The sequence below is a fragment of the Geomonas silvestris genome (genome assembly GCF_014193515.1).
Lineage (GTDB): Bacteria > Desulfobacterota > Desulfuromonadia > Geobacterales > Geobacteraceae > Geomonas > Geomonas silvestris.
The window spans coordinates 136,845-156,169 of the sequence record NZ_BLXX01000006.1 but is presented as its reverse complement, the minus strand read 5'-3'; the positions used below and the strand labels follow the sequence as shown (position 1 = coordinate 156,169).

Here is a 19,325-nt window from a genome sequence, read left to right as displayed (position 1 = left end):
TCAATTGTCCATCGGTTAATTGCGCAGCGCCCTCCCCTTCTTCAGCATGTGCTGGATCCTCTCGGCAGTTTTCTTCTGGCCGCAGAACTTGAGGAACATCTCGCGTTCCAGGTCAAGCAGGTACTCTTCGCTGATCAGGGTGCCGCCAGGGACGTCGCCGCCGGTGATCACATCGGCAATCCCCGAAGCGAGGTACTTGTCGTATTCGGAGATGAAGCCGCCTTCTTTCAGGTTCCAAAGCTGGGTCTTGATGCTGGCGGCGATACTGCGCCCCGGCGCCTTGACTCCGGTGACCGGGCGGCTCGGGCGGTAGGTGGCGGCGAGCGCCAGCACCTTCAACTTCGCGTCGTGGATCCGCTTGTCGGGGTCGAGGGTGATGCCGTCACCGTGGCGCAGGAACCCCATACCGTAGAGTTCGGCGGCTGATGCGCTCACCTTCCCCATGGCGATGTTGCGGTAGTTTTTCAAAAGAAACGGCGTCACGTCGGTCTCGTACTCGTCAGCGAGCTTGATGGCGCGCAGGGCCATCTCCTTGGTCCCTCCACCGGCGGGGAGGATCCCCACCCCGATCTCCACGAGCCCCATGTAGGTCTCGGCCTGCGCGACGATGGCGTCGGAATGCAGGCAGGTTTCGCACCCCCCTCCCATGACCAGGTTGTGCGGGGCGGCGACCACGGGGATCCGGGCGTACTTGATGGCCATCATCGCCTTCTGGAAGCTCTTCACCAGGAGGGCGATCTCGTCGAAGGCAGCTTCGGCGATCCCCATGGAGAGGAGCATCAGGTTCGCGCCTGCGGAGAACATCCCCCCCTGGTTGGCGATCACCAGCCCCACCCCGTCCTGTTCGGTGCGCCGGATGCTCTTCTGGATCAGGGAGAGCGTGTCGCCGCCGATGGTGTTCATCTTCGAGTGGAACTCGAGGCAGAAGACCCCGTCTTCAAGGTCGATGAGCGAGGCTGCGCTGTTTTTCTCTATGACGCGGCCGGCGTCCTTCAAGAGGGTGAGCGAGACGCTGGAAGCCGGGCGCTCGATCTCGCGGAACGTTTTGCTCGCCACGTCGTAGAAGTACTCTTTGCCAGCCTCGCGCCGGTAGAAGCGCTCAACCCCCTGCAACAGTTCGGGAACCGCCACCCCGTCGGCTGCGGCGCGTGCCACGAAGACCGCCACACCGATGGCATCCAGGATCTCGAACGGACCGAGCTCCCAGTTGTAGCCCCACTTCATGGCGTTGTCGACGTTGACCACGTCGTCGGCGATCTCGGGGATCCGCTTGGCCGTGTAGATCAGGGTGTCGCGCAGGGTCTTCCAGGCGAACTGGGCCGCCTGGTCGCCCCCCTCGAGCAGGGTCCGGATGCGCTGCGCCGGGTCGTCGATCTGCTTGGTTGCCTGTACCGAGGCGAACTTGGGCGAGGTCGCCTGCTGGTAGCTTGCGCTGCGGTAGTCGTAGTAGAACTTGACGCTCTCGCCGTTCACGGTCTCCCGCTTGTAGAAACCCCGCTTGGCCTTCTTCCCGGTAAGCCCGGCGGCGACCATCTTCTCGATGCTCTCCGGCGCCCGGAACACCTCGCGTTCGTCGTCGTCCGGAAGCGCCTCGTAGCTGTTATCGAGCACCCGGGCCACGGTGTCGATCCCCACCAGGTCCCAAAGGGCAAAGGTCGCGGTCTTGGGGCGCCCCAGGGCGGGACCGGTGATGGCGTCCACCTCCTCGACGGTGAGCCCCATCTCCTCCATATGCTTCCCGGTGATGGCGCCCGCGTAGGTGCCGATCCGGTTGGCGATGAAGTTCGGGGTGTCCTTCGCGTAGACCACACCCTTCCCCAGCTTCTTGGCCAGGAACCCTGCCATGAACGCGGTCACCGCGGGATCGGTCTCCCGGCAGGGGACCATCTCCATGAGCCGCATGTAGCGCGGAGGGTTGAAGAAATGGGTCACCAGGAAGTTGCGGCGCACCGCGTCGGGAAGCACCTCGGCCAGGGCGTTCACGGAAAGGCCGCTCGTGTTGCTGCTGAGGATGCTCCCTTCCTTGAGGTTCGGGACCACCTTCTCGGCGAAGAGGCGCTTTTTCACCTCCAGGTTCTCCAGCACCACCTCGATCACCCAGTCGCACTCCCCAAGCCGCGTCAGGTCGTCCTCGAGGTTGCCCGCTTCGAGGTTGGCGGCATAGTCGGGAAGGTAGAGCGGGGCCGGCTTGAGCGAACCCAAACCCGCGATCGCCTGGACCGCCAGCCGGTCGCGCACCGCCCGGTCGGAAAGCCCGAGCCCCCTGGCCTGCTCCGCGTCGTTCGGCTGACCGGGGACGATATCGAGCAACAGCACCCCTATACCGGCATTGGCCAGATGGGCGGCGATGGTCGCCCCCATGACGCCGGCCCCCAACACTGCTACCTTGTTGATCTGTCTCATGTAATCCCCCAAGCGGCACGGGCCGCGGTTTCAATGCTCCGCGTACATCTCCTCGATCTTGTCGTGGTAGGCCTCGGCGATCACCTTGCGTTTCAGCTTCAAGGTGGGGGTCAGTTCTCCGGCCTCGACGCTGAAATCGCGCGGCAGCAACTGGAATTTCTTGATGGTTTCGTAGTGGGCCAGGCTCTCGTTCGCCGCAGCGACCCGCTGTTCGTAGAGTTTGCGCACCGGTTCGTGCACCACCAGGTCGGCCACGTCGTTGTAGTTGATCTTGTTTTCCAGGGCGAACTCGATCAGGCGCTCGAGCGTCGGGACCAAAAGCGCGGTAAGGTACGGCTTGCGGTCCCCGAAGACGATGGCCTGGGAGATGTACTTGTCGCGCTTCAGCAGGTTCTCGATGGGCTGGGGCGCGATGTTCTTCCCGCCGGCGGTGATGATCAGCTCTTTCTTTCGGTCCGTGATGAACAGGAAACCGTTCTCGAGGTAGCCTATGTCACCGGTCTTGAACCAGCCGTCCTCGAAAGCCTCGCGGGATGCTTCCGGGTCCTTGTAGTACTCCTGCATCACCTGGGGGCCGCGCACCAGCACCTCGCCGTCCAGGGCGATCCCAATCTCGGTCTGTTCCAAGGCAGTCCCCACGGAGCCAAAGCGCAGCTGCTGGAAGGTGTTGATGCAGATGACCGGGCTGGTCTCGGTGAGCCCATACCCCTCTATGATCGGGATCCCGATAATCCAGAAGAACTCGTTGATCTCCTTGTCCAAAGGTGCCCCGCCGCAGCAGCAGAGCTTCAGGTTGCCGCCGAAGCGCTGGCGCAGCTTGGTGAAGATGATCCGGTCCGCGAGCAGGTACTGGGCCTGAAGCAAAAGCCCGACCCGGTGCTCGATGTAGCGCGCGTAGATGTAGCGCCTGCCGATGCTGAGGGCGCGCCGGAACATGGTCCGCTTGAACAGGGAAAGCTGGTGCACGCTCTCGAAGATACGCGAATAGATCTTCTCGAAGAGGCGCGGCACGCTGACGATGAGGGAGGGTTTCACCTCCACCATGTTTTCGGCGATCTTCTCGAAGCTCTCGGCGAAGGCGATGAGCCCCCCCTTAAGGACCGGCAGGTAGTAGCCCACGGTACGCTCCAGCACGTGGCTTAAGGGGAGAAAGCTCAGGAGCACCTCGCGGTCCCCCAGCACCCCGGCCTTTTTGATGGTGTACCAGGCGTCGAAAAGGAGGTTGCCGTGGCTGAGCATCGCCCCCTTGGGGATGCCGGTGGTCCCCGAGGTGTAGATGATGGTGGCCAGCTTATCGGGGTTGATGCCGTCGATGACCCCCTCGATCTCGCGGCGCTCGTCGTCGAGGATGGGGTCGTCTATCTCGGAGAGCTGGTAGAAGGTGGTGACCGGAAGCCCCGGCTCGCCGAGGAAGCGCTCGAAGGAGACCACCAGCTTCAGCTGGGGCAAGGCGTCGTGGTACTTCAAAAGCTTGCGGTACTGGGAGCGGTTCGAGACGAAGACGATGCGCGCCTCCGAGTGGGTGAGCGCGTAGGTTACCTGCTCGGGGGTGTTGGTGGGGTAGATCGGGACGGTGACGGCGCCGGCACTCAGGATCCCCATGTCGGCGATGATCCAGCCGGCACGGTTCTCGGAGAGGATCGCGACCCGGTCGCCGGGCTCGATCCCCAGCTTGCGAAGACCGCGGGTGACCATGAGGGCACGGTCGTAGTACTGGGCGTAGTTCAGGACGACGAAGCTTCCCTGCTTGCGGAACTTGATCGCGGGTCGGGTCCCCAGCTCGGCTGCATGCCTGCGCAGCACATCGGGAAGTGATTGGTAGGGAATCTGGTCCATACGAGCACCCATGGTGAAACCGGCACGAGGACACGTCTGTGTCCAGAATAGGTATCCTTAACGTGCATGTCAAGGTCAATGTTTAATGAACATCCCCCCCGCGCACCGGGCAGGGAGGGTGGAGTATCCATGGGTTGTATCGGGTAGAGCGAGGCGTTCCTTGAAGCGCAGCTGCTCTTTGTATCGGAACCGTGCTGCCGCGGATCAGGGGCGCGCGGTCCCCCGCTCCGCCGCCTTGAGAAGTTCCGCCTCGGCCCGTTCGGACCAGGGCGGGATTTCCGCCTCGCGACGCTGGCGCGCCTCCCGGATGAGCCTCAGGTTTCTGGCGGTGGTCTTCGGCTCCCACGCCGCGCGCACCCAGGCAAGGGTCCGCCCCAGGGCGTCGATCCCCTTCGCCTCGTCGCGCCCCAGCACTGCCAGTTCCAGCAGCGTCGAGTAGTCCCAGTAGTCGGCGGCGCCGGAGCGGATGCGCTGTTCGACCGCATAGAAGACCACGGGGAGGATCTCGCGGCGCCGAGGATCGGGCGGCTCCTTCAACTCCATCAGAGTGACCGCGTTCACCCCGGGATAGGCGTCGCGCCAGTCGGCCTCGAACCCCTTCAGGTAGGCGTCGATGGCGCGGTCCAGGAGGTCCTTGGTCCCCTTTTTCTCTCCATCGTTTAAGGCCGCCTCCCAGCGGTCCTTGAGGACCCGCCCCAGGATCCCGTAGGTTTCGCTGCAGGCGCCGCGCCGGTAGATGAGGTCGCGCAGCACGTTCTCCGCCTCCTCCCCACGGCCGGAGCGGCTTAAGGCAAGCCCCAGCTGTTCTTGCACCAGCACGGTCGCCGCGAGGTCCGGCGGCATCCGCTTGGAGAGATCGATCATCTCGTTCCACCAATTGACCGCCCGGTAGGAGAGAAAAAGCTCCATCACCACCCCTGACTCGCAACGTGCCAGATCCCCGAGCTGCCGCTCCACCTCGCGAACCGCCTCACCCCCCTGGCAGCGGGCCTGCGCCAGCCGCTGCCTCAATTCCACACTACGCTGCAGGTTGTCCCTCAGGTCTGCAGGAGGGGTACCGGCCAGCGCCGGGTGGTCAGGGACGGTCTGGAAGAGCGGGCTGTCCGGCGGCCCCTGGCGCGAGGCCACCAGTCTCTCGGTCAAAAGGGCCCGGTAGCGCGCCTCGTGTTCCGGGAGCCCCTGGGCGGAGACCCGGTAGCGCACCCCCTGGAGCCGGTCCGGGTCGAAGGGGATCTGGGCGCTCTTCGCGGCGAGGATCAGCACCGTCGCGTGAGGACGCACCGCGTGGCGCACCCCGACCTGGTAGTAGACCGAGGCGTTGGCGGTGGTGAGGTCGGCGACCAGGTAGTCGCAGTGCATGATCCGCTGGTAGCTGTGTCCCTGCAAGACCCCGCCCGAGCGGGCATCTTCGGCGCGCACCGGCTCGAGACCTGCGGCACGTACCGCCGGGACGACCAGGCGCTCGTACACCGCGTCGAAGTCGACGGAGCGCCCGGTGGCGTCCTTTCTCCTGCCAAACGGCATCACTATGAGGCACAAGGGCTGATCCATGGAACCCCCTGGTGTATCCCTGCCGGAAACCCCGGCGTTACTCGGTGCTGCTGGGCATCATGGCGAACTTCTCGGGGACGATCTTCACGAACCGGCTGCGCAACCGGGCGACCACCTGGGCCAGCCAGTCGGCCTCTTCCTCCTGGTGCGAGTGGTAGAGCTCGCGCTCGTAACGGGCCAGGAGTTCCTCGACCTGGTCCAGGTCCTCCTCCTCGAGGTCGCGGATCTCCACTCCGGCCCCACGGGCCAGGCGCCGCCGCAAGGCATCGCGGTCGAACCCCATCTCCTGGTCAAGGTGGCAGTAGACCACCCCTCCGGTCATACCGGAGCAAAGCCACGGGCCGGGGTCCCCAAGCACCACCACCCGGCCGGCGGTCATGTACTCGCAGGCGAACCCCTTCAGGTTGGCGCGCCCGGCCAGGTTCCCGAGGCTGTCGTCGACGCGGGCGCGGATCCGGCCGCCGAAGATGACGTCGGCTCCCGAGAGACGCACGCAGGCACGGCTGTCGGCGTCCCCCTGGATGATGAAGGTCCCGCCGGTCGCCCCGTAGGCGAGCCCTTTCCCCACCGAGCCGCCTACCCGGTTCCCGAAGCGGTTTTCTCCCTTGAGGATCACGATCATCCCGCCGCGTGCGGATTTCCCCACGCCGTCCTGGGCGCCCCCCTCGACCCGGATGTCGATCTGCGGGACCGTGAAGGCGGCGAGACCGTTGCCGGGAATGGAGTCGTGGTGGAAGTGGAGCAGCGCCTGGCTGTGGGCCGGCATGCGCCCCTCGCGCCAGCCGCGCACCATGGTCCCGGCCAGGTGGGTCCCGATGGCGCGGTCCGAGCTGCTAGCGGAGTCGTCGTCGTAGCGCACCCGTTCCTCGCCCGAGGCAAAGGCGTCGGCGACCAGGCCGGAAATGAGCGAGGTTAAGTAGTTGAGCGGCTTGCGGATGATGCGCACCTCGCTGTCGAACTGGTGCGGGTCGCCGGGAAGCGCCGGGGCGAGGAGGTCGGAGAGGTCCATGCGGTCCGCCCCGCGGGTCTGCTCCAAAAGGTCGGCCCGACCGACCAGTTCCTGGGTGCGCCTGAAGCCGAGCTTCGCGGAGAGTATCCGGATCTCGCGTGCCATGGCCCGGAAGAAGGTGGTCTGGTAGATGACGCCGTTTTCCAGCACCCGGGGGACGAACCGCTTCAGGCCGCGCAGTTCGGCTTCCTCGGGGGTCTCGATCTGGGTGGCGATCCCGACGTGGCAGGTCCCCAGGTGGCAGCCGCGGCAGGTGGTGCAGCCGATGACCACCATGGCGAGCGTCCCGAAGCCGACCCGGTTGGCACCCAGGAGCATGAGCTTTATCACGTCGCGCCCGGTCCGCGCCCCGCCGTCCGCCCAGATCTCCACCCGGTGCCGCATGCCGGCCTCGACGAGGGCCCGGTGCGCCTCGCGCACCCCGATCTCGGCGGGGAGCCCGACGAACTTAACGGCGTGCTTGCGCGCGGCCCCGGTGCCGCCGTCATAGCCGCTTATGGTGATGATGTCCGCGCCGGCCTTCACGATCCCCAGCGCGATGGTGGCAAGCCCCGCCACCGCCGGAACCTTCACGGAGATACGGGCCGTGGGGTTCGCGGTACGCAGCTCCTCGACGATCTGGGCCAGATCCTCGATCGAGTAGATGTCGTGGTTGTTGGAGGGGGAGATGAGCGAGACCCCTGGCGTCGCGTTGCGGGCCTGGGCGATCTTGGCGGTCACCTTGAAACCGGGGAGATGCCCCCCCTCGCCGGGTTTCGCCCCCTGCCCCACCTTGATCTCCAGGACGTCGGCGGAATTCAGGAACTCCATGCTGACCCCGAACCGCCCCGAGGCGATCTGCTGGCCGCGGTTGGCGCGGTATTTCCCCAGGAGATCCGCGATCTCGCCCCCTTCGCCGTTCATGCAGATGATGTTCAGGCGGCGCGCCGCCTCGGCGTAGATCCTAAACGGGGTCTCCCCCTGGGAGCCGAAGCTCATGGCGGAGAAGAGGATCGGGAGGTCGTGGTTCCCAACCCGGGTGTCCACCTCGTCGGGGTCGACGCTCAGCTCCACCTGGTAGCGCAGGTCCACCAGGTGGCGGATGGCGAGCGGGTGTTCCGACTCGAGCCGCTGGATCAACCGGGAGAGGTCGGCGTAGCTCTCCTCCATCTTGGCCACCTGCCCTACCATCTTCCAGATGCGCGGGTAGAGGCGGAACTGCACCGGCACCGCAACGGCCTCCCGGCTGCGTGCCTGGACGCTGCGGCTCAGATTCTCAGCCTCCAGCCGCTCGAGGTTGAGCCCCCCGCGGCCGGAACCGCAGAAGTTCGGGGTCTCGAAGATCTCGGCCAGATCCGGGGAGAGCCCCAGCGAGGCGAAGTACTTGCCATAGCCGCCGATCTCGTGGGTCCCCATGGTGGAGATCACCTTTTCCAGCCCACTTTTCAGGACGCCGAGGAGGTTGCGCTTGCCGTGCTCCTCGAAGGAGCCCTGCTCCCAGATCAAGTAGGGGCAGAGGGCGTCGGCCCCCATCCCCAGGGCGAAGATCAAATCGTGCAGGTTTCTGAGGGCGCCGGAGCGCAACACGATGGAGGCCTGGCGGCGCAGGCTCGCTCCGCCGGCGGCACTGGTTTCCTTGAGGGCCTTGTGCAGCACCGCGACCACCAGGTAGGGGTCGAGAAAGCTGTTGCCGCGCGCGAAGGCCTGGGCGTCATCCAGGACCAGCAGGGTCACCCCGCGGCAGACGGCGACGGTGGCGTGCTCGTTGATCCGCTCCAAGGCGGCGGAGAGGCTCTCGCCCCGGGCGATGTGGCAGCCGATGTTGCGCGTCTTGCCCCGGCCGAACCCCTCGACGAGTGCCTCCAGGGTGCAGGTGCCGAAGGCGGCGGCAAGCTGCCTCTCGGAGGAGGCAAGGCCCTTTCGGGCACCACCCAAAAGAAGCGGCAGGGCAAGCTCCACGGCACGCTGCTGGGTGCCGCGCAGCGTCGGGCGGGGCCCCAGGTAGACCCGGGTGGAGAAGTGCTCGGCCTCGCGCTCCTGGTCGATGGCAGGGTTGGTGACCACGGCCACCTGTTCCTTGAAGTAATCCGAGAGGTTTTGCCGGGAAAGCGACAGCGAGGCGAGCGGCCCGTCGTAGCCCAACGAGGTGATGGGGTCCTGGCCGTTGCGGGCCATCTCGGCGAGGTTTTGCAGGTCGGTCGATTTCCAGGCAAGGGCGGAGAGGAGGCTCTCCCGGACCAGTTCCGGCCCGGCGGGGCGCCGCGTTTCCTCCGTGGCGCTGCGGGCCAGGTCGGCACCGTGAACCAGGCTTTTCGCCTGGGCGGTGAGGCTGGCGCGGCGCCGAAACCGGGAGAGGATCTCGCGCCTGAGTTCCTGGTGCTGGAAGACCTCGGGCGCCTCGCCCGCTACCAGGCGCACGCCGATCTTCTCACCCGGGGCGAGCGGCTTGGGGTCTTCCAGGATATCCTCGTGGGGCACCACCCCCAGTTCAGAGGAGGCGAAGAGCTCCTTCTCGGTCTCCCCGACCCAAAGCGGTCGAAGCCCCATGGCGTCCACGCTGAAGACGCACTGGTCGCCGTGCCGGGCGATAATGGCTGCCGGCCCTTGGGCGCTCGCGCTCAAAAAGCGCCTGAACCAGCGGTACATCCCCGCCAGCTCCGCTTCCATCCGGTCCATGGCGCTGAAGACCGGCGGGAACACGAGTTCCATCGCCTCGAAGAGGGTGAAACCGTAGCTTGCGATGAGCCCCTCGAGGGTGCGGTTTAGGTCCTGCGAATCCGAGCCTCCCAGGGGGAGCCGGATCCCGAGCATACGCGCCTCCTCGCGCAGCCTCGCGATGGTGTTGATCTCCCCGTTGTGGCCCAAAAGTGCGAACGGCTGGGCGCGCAGCACAGTGGGGAGCGTGTTGGTCGAGTAGCGGCTGTGCCCGATGGTAACCGAGGACTGGAACTCGCGACGTTTGAGCTCCGGGTAGTAGCGCGGCAGCAGCTCCGGGGCGCCGTGCACCTTGTAGGCGGTCACGTCCCCGGAGAGTGAGGCGACCTGGACCGGGAAACGGGCCTCGAGTTCGAGCTGCAGAGCGAAAAGGTCCCGCCCGGCCTGCTGCGCCTGCGGGACGTTGAGGGCTACCTGCCAGACCACGGGCTCCGCGCATCGGGCCCGCGCCGCCAGGACCTCGCTGCGCACCGGTGCCGGGCGGTCGACCAGCGGCGTCAGGCCGCCTTCCGCCACCGCCGCCAGGATGCGCGCCGGCAGTCCGGGGTCCTCACCAAGCGCCTGGCGCTCCACCAGGAGATGCCCGACCGCGAAGCCCGGGTCTTGCGCCAGTTCAGGCGCGAGCCCCGCCCCGGCCAGCACCTCGCCCCACAATTCGCGCGGCAGATCGGTCAGGATGCCGCAGCCGTCCCCTTCGCCGTTGATCTCCCCGGCGCGGTGCCCCATCTTGACCAGGGCATCGATGGTGCGCTGTACGTTGCCGTGGGAGGGACGGCCAGCCTTGTTGATGTGGCAGATGATCGCGCAGGCATCGCGCTCGGCAGGGATGAGACCGGAGGGATCTGGATCAACTCGCAGCATGAAAACTCCAGGGTTTTATGGCATAGCAGTGCGGCAACAGCGAAGTTATAACAGAGGAATCTGGGAGAGGCAAGGAAGGTCCCCGAAAATACGGGGGAAACGGTGCGCGGCAACGGGCCTGCCGCGGCGTGGCCGGGACCGCGCGTGGCGGGACGCTCACCGGAGCAGAAAAGCTCGCGGTGAGCGCGGCTAGAGGTTTGCCACCAGCACCTCGAACTGTTCGGGAGGGAGGGGCTTGCTGATCACGTCCCCCTGCACCTCGTCGCACCCCTTGGAACGGATCAGCTCCAGCTGTTCCTGGGACTCGACCCCGACGGCGTTCACCTTCATCCCGAGGTTGTGGGACATGGAGATCACGGCGTTCACCACGGCGAGGTCGTCGGACTGGGTGAGGATGTCGCGGATGAAGCTGCGGTCGATCTTGACCCGCTCGATGGGGAGCTGGCGGATACACTGCAGCGAGGAGGACCCGGTTCCGAAATCGTCTACCGTGAAGTGGACCCCAAGGTCGGTGAGCTTGCGCATGTGCCGCATGGAGGAGTCGAGGTCGTCCATGATGGCATACTCGGTGAGGTCGAGTTCCAGGGCGCTCGGGTCGAGGCCGGTCTCCGCCAGAAGCTCCTGGGTGCTCTCCACGAAGTTGGGGCGGTGGAACTGGCGGTTGGAGAGGTTCACCGCGATGGTGAAGGCGTGGCCGCGCTCCTGCCAGCGCTTCATCTGGGCGCAGGCGCTGCGCAGCGCCCACTCGCCGAGCGGGACGATGATGCCGGTCTCCTCGGCGACGCTCAAAAACTGGGAAGGGAACAAAAGCCCCTCCTCGGGGTGCTGCCAGCGCAACAGCGCCTCGGCGCCGACCACCTTGCCGGTGTCGATGCGCACCAGCGGCTGGAACTCGAGGAGCAGCTGGTTTTCCTTGATCGCCTGGTACAGCTGGCGCTCGAGTTTCTGGCGTTTGGCCGTGCGCGTGTTGATCTCGTCGTTGTAGAACTGGTAGGTGTTGCCGCTGCGCTGCTTGGCGACGTACATCGCCGAATCCGCCTTCTGGACCAGTTCCGCACTGCTGTCTCCGTCGTTGGGGAACATGCTCACCCCGATGCTGGTGCTGGCTGCCACCTCCACGTTGTCGAGCAGAAACGGGGTCTCGAAGACGCCGATGATCTTGCCGACCACGGTCCCGACGTCGTCGGTCTGGTGCAGGTCGGGCATTAAGACGTTGAACTCGTCCCCGCCGATGCGGGCTACCGTGTCGGATTCCCGGACGCACCCCTTGAGCCGCTGCCCCACCGCCTGCAAAAGGAGATCCCCGGCGGCGTGCCCGAGGGTGTCGTTGATCTGCTTGAAGTGGTCGAGGTCCAGGAAGAGGACCGCGAGGGAGCGCCGGTTGCGGCGGGCCTGGGCCAGCTCCAGTGCCAGGAAATCCATGAAGAGCTTCCGGTTGGGGAGGTCGGTGAGCGGGTCGTGCAGCGCCAGGTGCCGTATGGTCTCCTCCCGCTCCGAGCGCCGGGTCACGTCGCGGGCGATACCGGAGAGCCCCAGGAGCGCCCCGTAGGCGTCGCGCAGCGGCGACAGGGTGATCGACACCTGGATCTGGCGGGCGTCCCTGCGCTGGTAGGGGAGATCGAGGTGGCCGACCTCCCCGTCCCGGCAGCAGAGGCGGCACTGCTGGCTCAGGTAATCCTTGCGCTCGGTGGGGGCGAGGGCGGTAAGGTGGCGCCCCTTGATCTCATCGGCCTTAAGCCCGAAGATCCGCTCGGCCCCCTGGTTCCAGATGGTGATGAGACCTTCTGCGTCGGTCGCCATGATGGCGTCGTCGGAAGACTCCACGATGCTGGCCAGACGGGCCAGTTCTTCCTCGATCCGCTTGCGCTCGCTTATGTCCTTGAACAGGGTGAGGATGCAGCGCCTGCCGTTGATGTCCAGGTACTGGGCCGAGATGATCCCGGAGAGCACCCTCCCCTGCCTGTTGCGCAGATGCACCTCCAGATCGCGCAGTTCCCCGAGTTCCTCGAGCGCCCGCAGCACCCCCCGCAACTCCCGCTCCCTGGCCCAGATCCCAAGCTCCGCCTCGCTGCGCCCGAGCACCTCGTCACGCCGGTACCCCAGGTCGTTCAGGAAGGCGTCGTTCACCTCGAGGTAGACCCCCTCCTGCGCTTCGGTGATGCTCAGGAGGTCAGGGGTCGCCTGGAAGATCTTCTGGAAACGCTGCTCGGAGGCACGCAGGGCGGCCTGCGCGGTCTCCGAATCGGTGACGTCGTGGCAGGTGCCGATCAGGGAGCGGGGGCGCCCTCCCTCGTCGCAGATCAGCTCGGAATGGGCGCTGATCACCCGGATAGAGCCGTCGGGCCTGACCAGGCGGAAATACTGGGAAACCTGAGGCTCGCGCAGCTCGAAGGCCCGGGCCAGGGCGCGCTCCACCGTGGCCCGGTCCTCCTGGTACACCAGGGCCAGAAAGGCGCGCCAGGAGGCGGGGGCCTGCCCGGGCTCCATGCCGCAGATCCGGTACAGCTCGTCCGACCAGGCCGCGGCGCCGGTTGCGGCATCCCACTCCCAGCTTCCCAGGTGGGCTACCTTCTGCGCCAGGCTCAGCTGCTGCTCGCGCCTGCGGATCCGCTCGTCCTGCTCGTCCACCAAACGCTGCAGCATCAGCTTTTCCAGGATGGTGTCGAGCACCCGGAACAGGTCGGCGTAGTTTACCGGCTTCAGCACGTAGTTGTGGATGCCGATCTCGATCGCGCTCAAAAGATAGGAGGTGTCGCTGTAGGCGGTCACCGCCACCGTAACCACCTCGGGCTCCAGCGCCTTGATCTCACGCGCCATCTGGATGCCGCTCATAACCGGCATGTTGAGATCGGTCAATACGATATGGGGACGGAACTCCCGGAAGATCTCCAGACCGGTGATGCCGTTTTCGGCGACGTGGATCCTAAGCCCCGGGTAGTTGAGGGCCAGCATGCGGCTCAGCATGCCGCGGGCCTCGGGTTCGTCCTCAACGTAGAGCAGCGAAATGTCGGTTATGGTGTAGGGAAAAGGTGCCATATCAAACCTCGATGCGGAATTCCGCGCCTGCCCCGGTGTTGGACGCCGTGAGCGTTCCGTGCATGTTTTTTTCCACGATGGTCTTCGACATGAAGAGTCCGATCCCGGTGCCGCGGTCCGGCCCCTTGGTGGTGAAGTAGGGGTCGAAGATCCGGTCCATGACCTCCGGCGCAATGCCGCCGGCGTTGTCGGTTATCGTTACCACCGCCCTCCCCTGCTCGGTGAAGAGCCGGATCACCACCCGGGGCTCGGGTGGCCTGCGTTCCAGGAAGGCGTCCTTCGCGTTCATCAGGATGTTGAGAATGACCTGGGAAAATTCGTTGGGGGAGCCACGCAACACGAGGTCTTCCCCGGCGTGCATTTCGATGGCCACCTTGAGCTCGCTAAAGGCCGCCTCCACCATGGCGACCGCCTGGGCCAGCACCGCCGCGACCTGGAAGTCGCTTACCTCCTTGTCCGGCTCGAAAAAGTTGCGGAAACCGTCGATGGTCTTCGACATGTGGTTGATGACCTGCATGGCGCGGGTCACGCAGGAGCCCAGGTACTCGCGGCTGAACTGGTCATGGTCGTAGTACCAGGGGAGCTCCTGGACCAGCAGCGCGAGGGTGTTGAGCGGTTGGCGCCACTGGTGCGCGATGTTGCCGATCATCTCGCCCAGGGCGGCAAAGCGTGCCTGGCGGATCATCATCTGCTGCTGCCGGTGCAACTCCTCGACCGCGCGCTGCTTCTCTGCCACCTGTTCCTTGAGTGCCAGCTCGGCCCTTTTCAGGTCGGTGAGGTCGATAACCAGGCCGATGCCGTCGCTTTCCTGGCCGGTGGCCCAGGCACCGGTGCACAGTACCGGCACCCGCCGGCCGTCTTTGCGGTTGATGAACTCCTTCTCGTAGGGTCGGCAAAACCCGCGGGTCCTGATCTCTTCGAGTGCGGCGAAGTCGCGGGGGAGCATCTCCTCCGGGGTGACTTCGAGCCAGTTGAGCAGCCCCTCATGGCACTCCCGCGCGGAATAGCCGAGCAGCTCGCAGTAGGCGTCGTTCGCGTCGGTTACCGTGCCGTCGGACTTCCAGAAGAAGATGGCAATGAGGTTTGAATCAAAAAGCCATCGGAACTTGGCCTCGCTCGCCCTGAGCGCCGCCTCGGCCTCCTTGTTGGAGGTGATGTCCTCGACGGTGGCGTAAACCTGGTAGGGGCGCGGCTCGCCGGGGTGAAAAAGGGGGACCGCGTTGATACTGAACCAGCGGTAATCGTCTGATTCCTTTCGGTACATCCTCAGCACCACCTGGCTTACCTCCTTCAAGGTACGCAGGGCGATGCTGCAGGGGATTGCCGATTCGGGAAACGGGGTGCCGTCGCCGTACTCGAGCTGCAGCCCGAACTCTCCTACCGTCTTGCCGACGAGCTCCGCCTCGCTCTTGCCGATCATGCGCTGCAGGGCCGGATTCACCATGAGCACCCGGTTGTCCGCATCGTGATAGATGATCCCCTGGGTGCTGGTCTCGAAGAGAAGCCGGTGCCTCAGTTCCGATTCCCGCAGTTTCTCATCGGCGTTTCTGCGTTCGGTGACATCGAAAATGACCCCGATGAAGCGGGTCGCCTCTCCGGCCTGGTCGTAGTTGTAGCGACCCAAGACGCAGACCCAGATGGTTTCACCGGAATCAAATCGCCTGATGCGGTGCTCGGAGCGGAACAGGGAGTGCTCTTTGCGTGCGGTTTGGATAGCCTGAGCTACCTGGTCTTGATCCTGCGGGTCGATGAGATCCTGCCACTGGCCAACGCAAGCAGGGGCGCTCGCGATGCCCGGGTCGGGGTAGCCCAGCAGCGTGAAGTGCTGTCGGCTCCAAACGCCGCGCCCCGACGGGAGGTCCAGGGAGCACCACCCCATATCCGCACCGCTGAGGGCGAGATCGAGGCGTTCCTCGCTTTCGCGCAGGGCCTCTGCCGCCTTGAGCTGCTCGGTGATGTCGGTGTACACCACGACTGCGGAGTTCACCTCTCCGGCCGCATCGGAAATCGGCGCGGCATTGATGCTAACCACCCCGTGGCTGCCGTCGCCCCTGACAAACTTCAGTTCCTCGCCGATGACCCGTTCGCCGCGCAGCAGGGCGCGCACCATCGGGTACTCCTCCGCGGCGAGCTTCTTGCCGTCCAGGGTCGACGCCTCCCACTGCAGGTAATCCCGGATGGTCTCGACCCTGGGGAAACTGCTGCGGAAGATGAGCTCGGAGGCCTCATTGTGGTAGACGATCCTGCCGGTGGGCCCTTCGGCTATCACCACCGCGACCGGCATCTGGCGCAGCACCGCCTCGAACCGGGCGCGCTGGGCCGCCAGCTCTCGAACCAGCTCTTCTCGCTCAGCCTCGGCCCTCTTTCGCAGCGAGATGTCGCGGGCGATCACCTGGATGCTCGTTTTTCCCTCGTAGGTGATCACCGCAGAAGAGGTCTCAACCGGCACCACCTGCCCGTCCAGCCGCAACAACCGACACTCGCGCAAGGGGTTCGCCACCCCGTCGATCAGGTGCCAGTAGCGCTCGCGCACCTCGGCACGCTCCTCGGGATGCACCAGGTCGAGCAGGGTCACCTGTTGCAACTGCTCGAGGGAATCTGCGCCGTAAAGCCCCAAAGCCGCACAGTTCGCATAGACGAACCGTCCCTGCTGCAAGACCACGATGGCGTCGGCTGCCAGCTCTATCTGGCTTCGGTAGCGGCGCTCGGTATCCCTGAGCCGATTTTCGAGGCGTTCCTTTTCCGTAAGCGGCCTGACCAGCAGGGCCAGCCTGCCGGAGCCGTCCTCGAGCGGTGCCAGGGTCAATGCCGCGGGAAATGCCGCGCCGTCCCTCCCCAGCAACTCCACCTCGATAGTCTGCGCCGATCCGGTCTCCCTAAGCCGTTGCAATCCTCCTTGCAACAGCTCCCGTCCGCCCGGGGCGGCGAACGTCAAGAGGTCGCGCCCCGCCGCCTGGGCCGCCGGCTCGCCGAACAGTTCCTCGGCCCGCCGGTTCCAGAAGCGGATCCCCCCTACCCCGGTGGCGGTCAGCACCGCATCCGGGGTGTAGGCAAGAAGCGCCGCCAGGAGGGCGCCCTGCTCTTCGGGGGTCTCAAAGGCTATCGCATCGCTCATGATCAACCCTTCCCATGGGGTGCGGAGGTTGCGACCGCGGGTCCGGTCTAATGGGTGCGCTCGTAGTAACTGCCGGGTTCGGGCTCGTCTGCCAGGGTGAAGAAGAAGGTCGCGCCCCGGTCGACCTCCCCCTCGGCCCAGATGGTCCCGCCGTGGCGCAGCACGATGCTGTGCACCGTGGCGAGGCCGATGGCGGTACCGCTCCAGGTGAAATCGCCGGGGCTGTGGATGGTTTGGAACGGTTTGAAGAGCTTGTCCACGTAGCGCATGTCGAAGCCGGCACCGTTGTCGCGCACGAAGTAGACCCGGGTGCCTTCCTGCGCCTGGGCTGCGAACTCGATGGAGGCCCGATCCTTCTTCGCGGTGAACTTCCAGGCGTTACCGATGAGGTGCTCGAGGGCGATCCTCAAAAGGCGCTGGTCACCCTGCACCACCAGACCGTCGGCAATGTGGAACCGCACGCTGCGTTCGGGCTCGGTGCGCTGGAAGTCCGAGCCGATGCTGCGCGCCAGGGCCGAGAGGTCGACCTCGCCTATCACCATGCCGCAACGGGTGTAGTGGCTCAGCTCGTTGAAGGCGCCGATGATGCTCTTTATCTGGCGCACCACCCGCTCGGCACGCTCGGCATAGGTGCGGCAGTTGTCATTGCGGCACTCGCCGCAGTCCTCCACCAGCGCTCGACAGAAACCTTCCAGACGGGCAACCGGAGCACGCAAATCGTGGGAGACCAGGTAGCTGAAGTGCTCCAGTTCGCGCAGACTCGCCTGCAACAGCGAGGTCCGCTGCAGGACTCGGCGCTCCAGGGCCCCGGTCAGGGAACGGACCTCCTCTTCTGCCCGCTTCAGTTCGGTAACATCCAGGGCGGTGCCGACCAGGGTGACAGGGGCGCCCTTCCGGGTGCTCATCACGGTCGCCTCGACCTTGAGGATCCGTTCGCTGGCGTCGGCACGCCGGATCCGGCAGTACAGGGGAACCACGGGTTGCCGCGTGGCGGCCGAGGCGGCGAGCCTCTCCTGCAGCAGATCGCGGTCCTCGGGATGCACCCGTTCCAGGAACCGGTCCAAGGTTGCGGCCTGGGAACCTTGGATGTGGTCCAGGAGACGGTACATCTCTTCGGACCAGGTCATGGATCCACCGGGGAGTTCGCACTGCCAGCTCCCCAGATGGGCGATGCGCTGGGCAAGGGCCAGTTGCCGCTCGCTTTCGCTGATGCGCCGGTTCTGGAGCTCGACCAGCTGCTTCAAGGCGAGCTGCCCGAGCACCTTGTCCAGAGCTGAGAACAGCTCGTCGTAATTTATGGGCTTCAGGACGTAGTAGTGTATGCCAATCTGGATCGCGTTCAGGAGATAGGAGGTGTCACTGTGAGCGGTAACGGCGATGATCAGGGCATCAGGCCTGATCTCCTTGATGGCCCGCGACATCTGGATGCCGTCCATGACCGGCATGTTGATGTCGGTTACCACGATATCGGGGAGGTGTTCCTGGAAGGCGGCAAGGCCGGCAGCACCGTTCTCGGCCGAGTAGACGGTCAGGTTCGGATAGTTGAGCACCAGCATCTTGCTCACCATCACCCGCGGTTCGGCCTCGTCCTCGACGTAGAGGAGCGACAGCCCCGTGAGGTCCGCCGGCGCACCGGCATGCTGGCTCTGGGCCGGTTTCAAGGTTCCTTGTCCTGGGACAGGACCCGCTGCAGGCGGTCGATGGTCATCGGTTTGTAAATGTAATCGAGGACCCCCAAGGCGCGGCAGTGCTCCTGGTCGAGGTCATTGTCCGAGGAGGTAAGCACGGCCACGGGGAGGCCGCACAAGAGCTCGCTGGAGCGGATTTCCTGGAGCACCTCGATGCCGCTGAGCTTCGGGAGCTTGAGGTCGAGGAGCACCAGGCGCACCCGGCTGTGCAAGCCGTCGGCCGCCAGGTTTTTCAGCAGCTGGCTCGCCTCCTCACCGTCCCGTGCGACGATGACGCGGTCGGCGCAGACCTTTCCGATCACCCGCATCGCCAGGTAGGCGTCGTCGGCATTGTCCTCGATGAGCACTATCAGACGGTCCCTCATCACCCACTCCGTTGACTGTTGCCGTCCGTCTCCAGACAGCAAACCGGCCGAGACAGCCGAAGATACTTCCTCCGGCAGCTCGGCCGTCTCACTGCTGGCGGCGTTGACGGAAGCAGTTATAGATTAACGGTTTCTTATTTTATCGGTGACCGTTTCGTTGTCAAACTTTCCAGACAGAAACCGTTGCCGGTTCAGTCCCCGCAGAATGCCAGGGCGGCAAGGGGCCGTACGACTGCGCACATCAGCTAGGGGACGGCTCGTCAATGACAGCCATCAGCGTTTTGAAGTGAAACGGCTTCGCGATGAAGTGGTCGAAGATGCCGGCCGCTTCACCGGAACTCTCCTGAAGGGCACGCTCGAGGTCCGCACTGAGAGCGATCAGCCGGGTACCGGGGCGCAGAGAGCGTATCATCCTGGCCAGTTGTAAGCCGTCCATCTCCGGCATGCTGAGGTCGGTGATGACGATCTGGGGCACGTGTCGCCTGAAAAGCTCCCACCCCGTCTTGCCGTCGCCCGCACAGTAGGTGACCAGCGCCGGGTAGAGTCTCCTGACGATAAGCACCAGCATCTCGCAGGAATCTCTGTCATCCTCGACGATGAGCAGCGGTCCGCGCGGTTGTTGCTGGGATCTGAACTGATCGTGGCGTTCACTCATGACTCTCCTCCGTGGACTGCCGATAGCTGCACTGCGGCGGGTCCGCTTGCTACCAGGGACGACGTCCCTAAATAGGGTATCCGGCATCAGCACTGTTGCAACACTCTAATAA

The 19,325-nt window shown here is 65.2% G+C and carries 9 protein-coding genes; all 9 read right to left on the bottom strand.

The window, feature by feature from the left end; genetic code table 11:
* Positions 1-15 precede the first annotated feature (15 nt).
* The gene (locus GMST_RS11595) at positions 16-2,403 is read right to left on the bottom strand and encodes a 3-hydroxyacyl-CoA dehydrogenase/enoyl-CoA hydratase family protein (protein ID WP_183354819.1); all 2,388 of its coding nucleotides are present in this window, start codon (positions 2,401-2,403) and stop codon (positions 16-18) included.
* Positions 2,404-2,433: 30 nt separating this feature from the next.
* A complete protein-coding gene (locus tag GMST_RS11590; protein ID WP_183354818.1) occupies positions 2,434-4,239 on the bottom strand; it encodes an AMP-dependent synthetase/ligase in 1,806 nt (601 codons plus the stop codon).
* 204 nt (positions 4,240-4,443) lie between these two features.
* On the bottom strand, positions 4,444-5,790 hold the full coding sequence (locus GMST_RS11585) for a TRAFs-binding domain-containing protein (protein ID WP_183354817.1): 1,347 nt from the start codon (positions 5,788-5,790) through the stop codon (positions 4,444-4,446).
* A gap of 37 nt (positions 5,791-5,827) precedes the next feature.
* Entirely contained in the window at positions 5,828-10,354 is a 4,527-nt protein-coding gene (locus GMST_RS11580; protein WP_183354816.1) for a glutamate synthase-related protein, read from the bottom strand.
* Positions 10,355-10,543: 189 nt separating this feature from the next.
* Entirely contained in the window at positions 10,544-13,390 is a 2,847-nt protein-coding gene (locus GMST_RS11575; protein ID WP_183354815.1) for an EAL domain-containing protein, read from the bottom strand.
* A 1-nt stretch (position 13,391) separates the two neighbouring features.
* Entirely contained in the window at positions 13,392-16,505 is a 3,114-nt protein-coding gene (locus GMST_RS11570) for a PAS domain S-box protein (protein WP_183354814.1), read from the bottom strand.
* 47 nt (positions 16,506-16,552) lie between these two features.
* Positions 16,553-18,166 (bottom strand): sensor histidine kinase, encoded by a 1,614-nt coding sequence (locus tag GMST_RS11565; RefSeq protein ID WP_246399439.1) that lies wholly within the window; start codon positions 18,164-18,166, stop codon positions 16,553-16,555.
* A complete protein-coding gene (locus GMST_RS11560) occupies positions 18,163-18,558 on the bottom strand; it encodes a response regulator (protein ID WP_183354813.1) in 396 nt (131 codons plus the stop codon). Before GMST_RS11560 ends, GMST_RS11565 begins: the two co-directional genes overlap by 4 nt.
* 241 nt (positions 18,559-18,799) lie before the next feature.
* Positions 18,800-19,213 (bottom strand): response regulator, encoded by a 414-nt coding sequence (locus GMST_RS11555; protein WP_183354812.1) that lies wholly within the window; start codon positions 19,211-19,213, stop codon positions 18,800-18,802.
* Between the last annotated feature and the right edge of the window lie 112 nt (positions 19,214-19,325).

Excerpts from the sequence above, each read along its gene's own strand:
- GMST_RS11595 (WP_183354819.1), bottom strand. The coding sequence starts at position 2,403 with ATGAGACAGATCAACAAGGTAGCAGTGTTGGGGGCCGGCGTCATGGGG.
- GMST_RS11590 (WP_183354818.1), bottom strand. The coding sequence starts at position 4,239 with ATGGACCAGATTCCCTACCAATCACTTCCCGATGTGCTGCGCAGGCAT.
- GMST_RS11585 (WP_183354817.1), bottom strand. The coding sequence starts at position 5,790 with ATGGATCAGCCCTTGTGCCTCATAGTGATGCCGTTTGGCAGGAGAAAG.
- GMST_RS11580 (WP_183354816.1), bottom strand. The coding sequence starts at position 10,354 with ATGCTGCGAGTTGATCCAGATCCCTCCGGTCTCATCCCTGCCGAGCGC.
- GMST_RS11575 (WP_183354815.1), bottom strand. The coding sequence starts at position 13,390 with ATGGCACCTTTTCCCTACACCATAACCGACATTTCGCTGCTCTACGTT.
- GMST_RS11570 (WP_183354814.1), bottom strand. The coding sequence starts at position 16,505 with ATGAGCGATGCGATAGCCTTTGAGACCCCCGAAGAGCAGGGCGCCCTC.
- GMST_RS11560 (WP_183354813.1), bottom strand. The coding sequence starts at position 18,558 with ATGAGGGACCGTCTGATAGTGCTCATCGAGGACAATGCCGACGACGCC.
- GMST_RS11555 (WP_183354812.1), bottom strand. The coding sequence starts at position 19,213 with ATGAGTGAACGCCACGATCAGTTCAGATCCCAGCAACAACCGCGCGGA.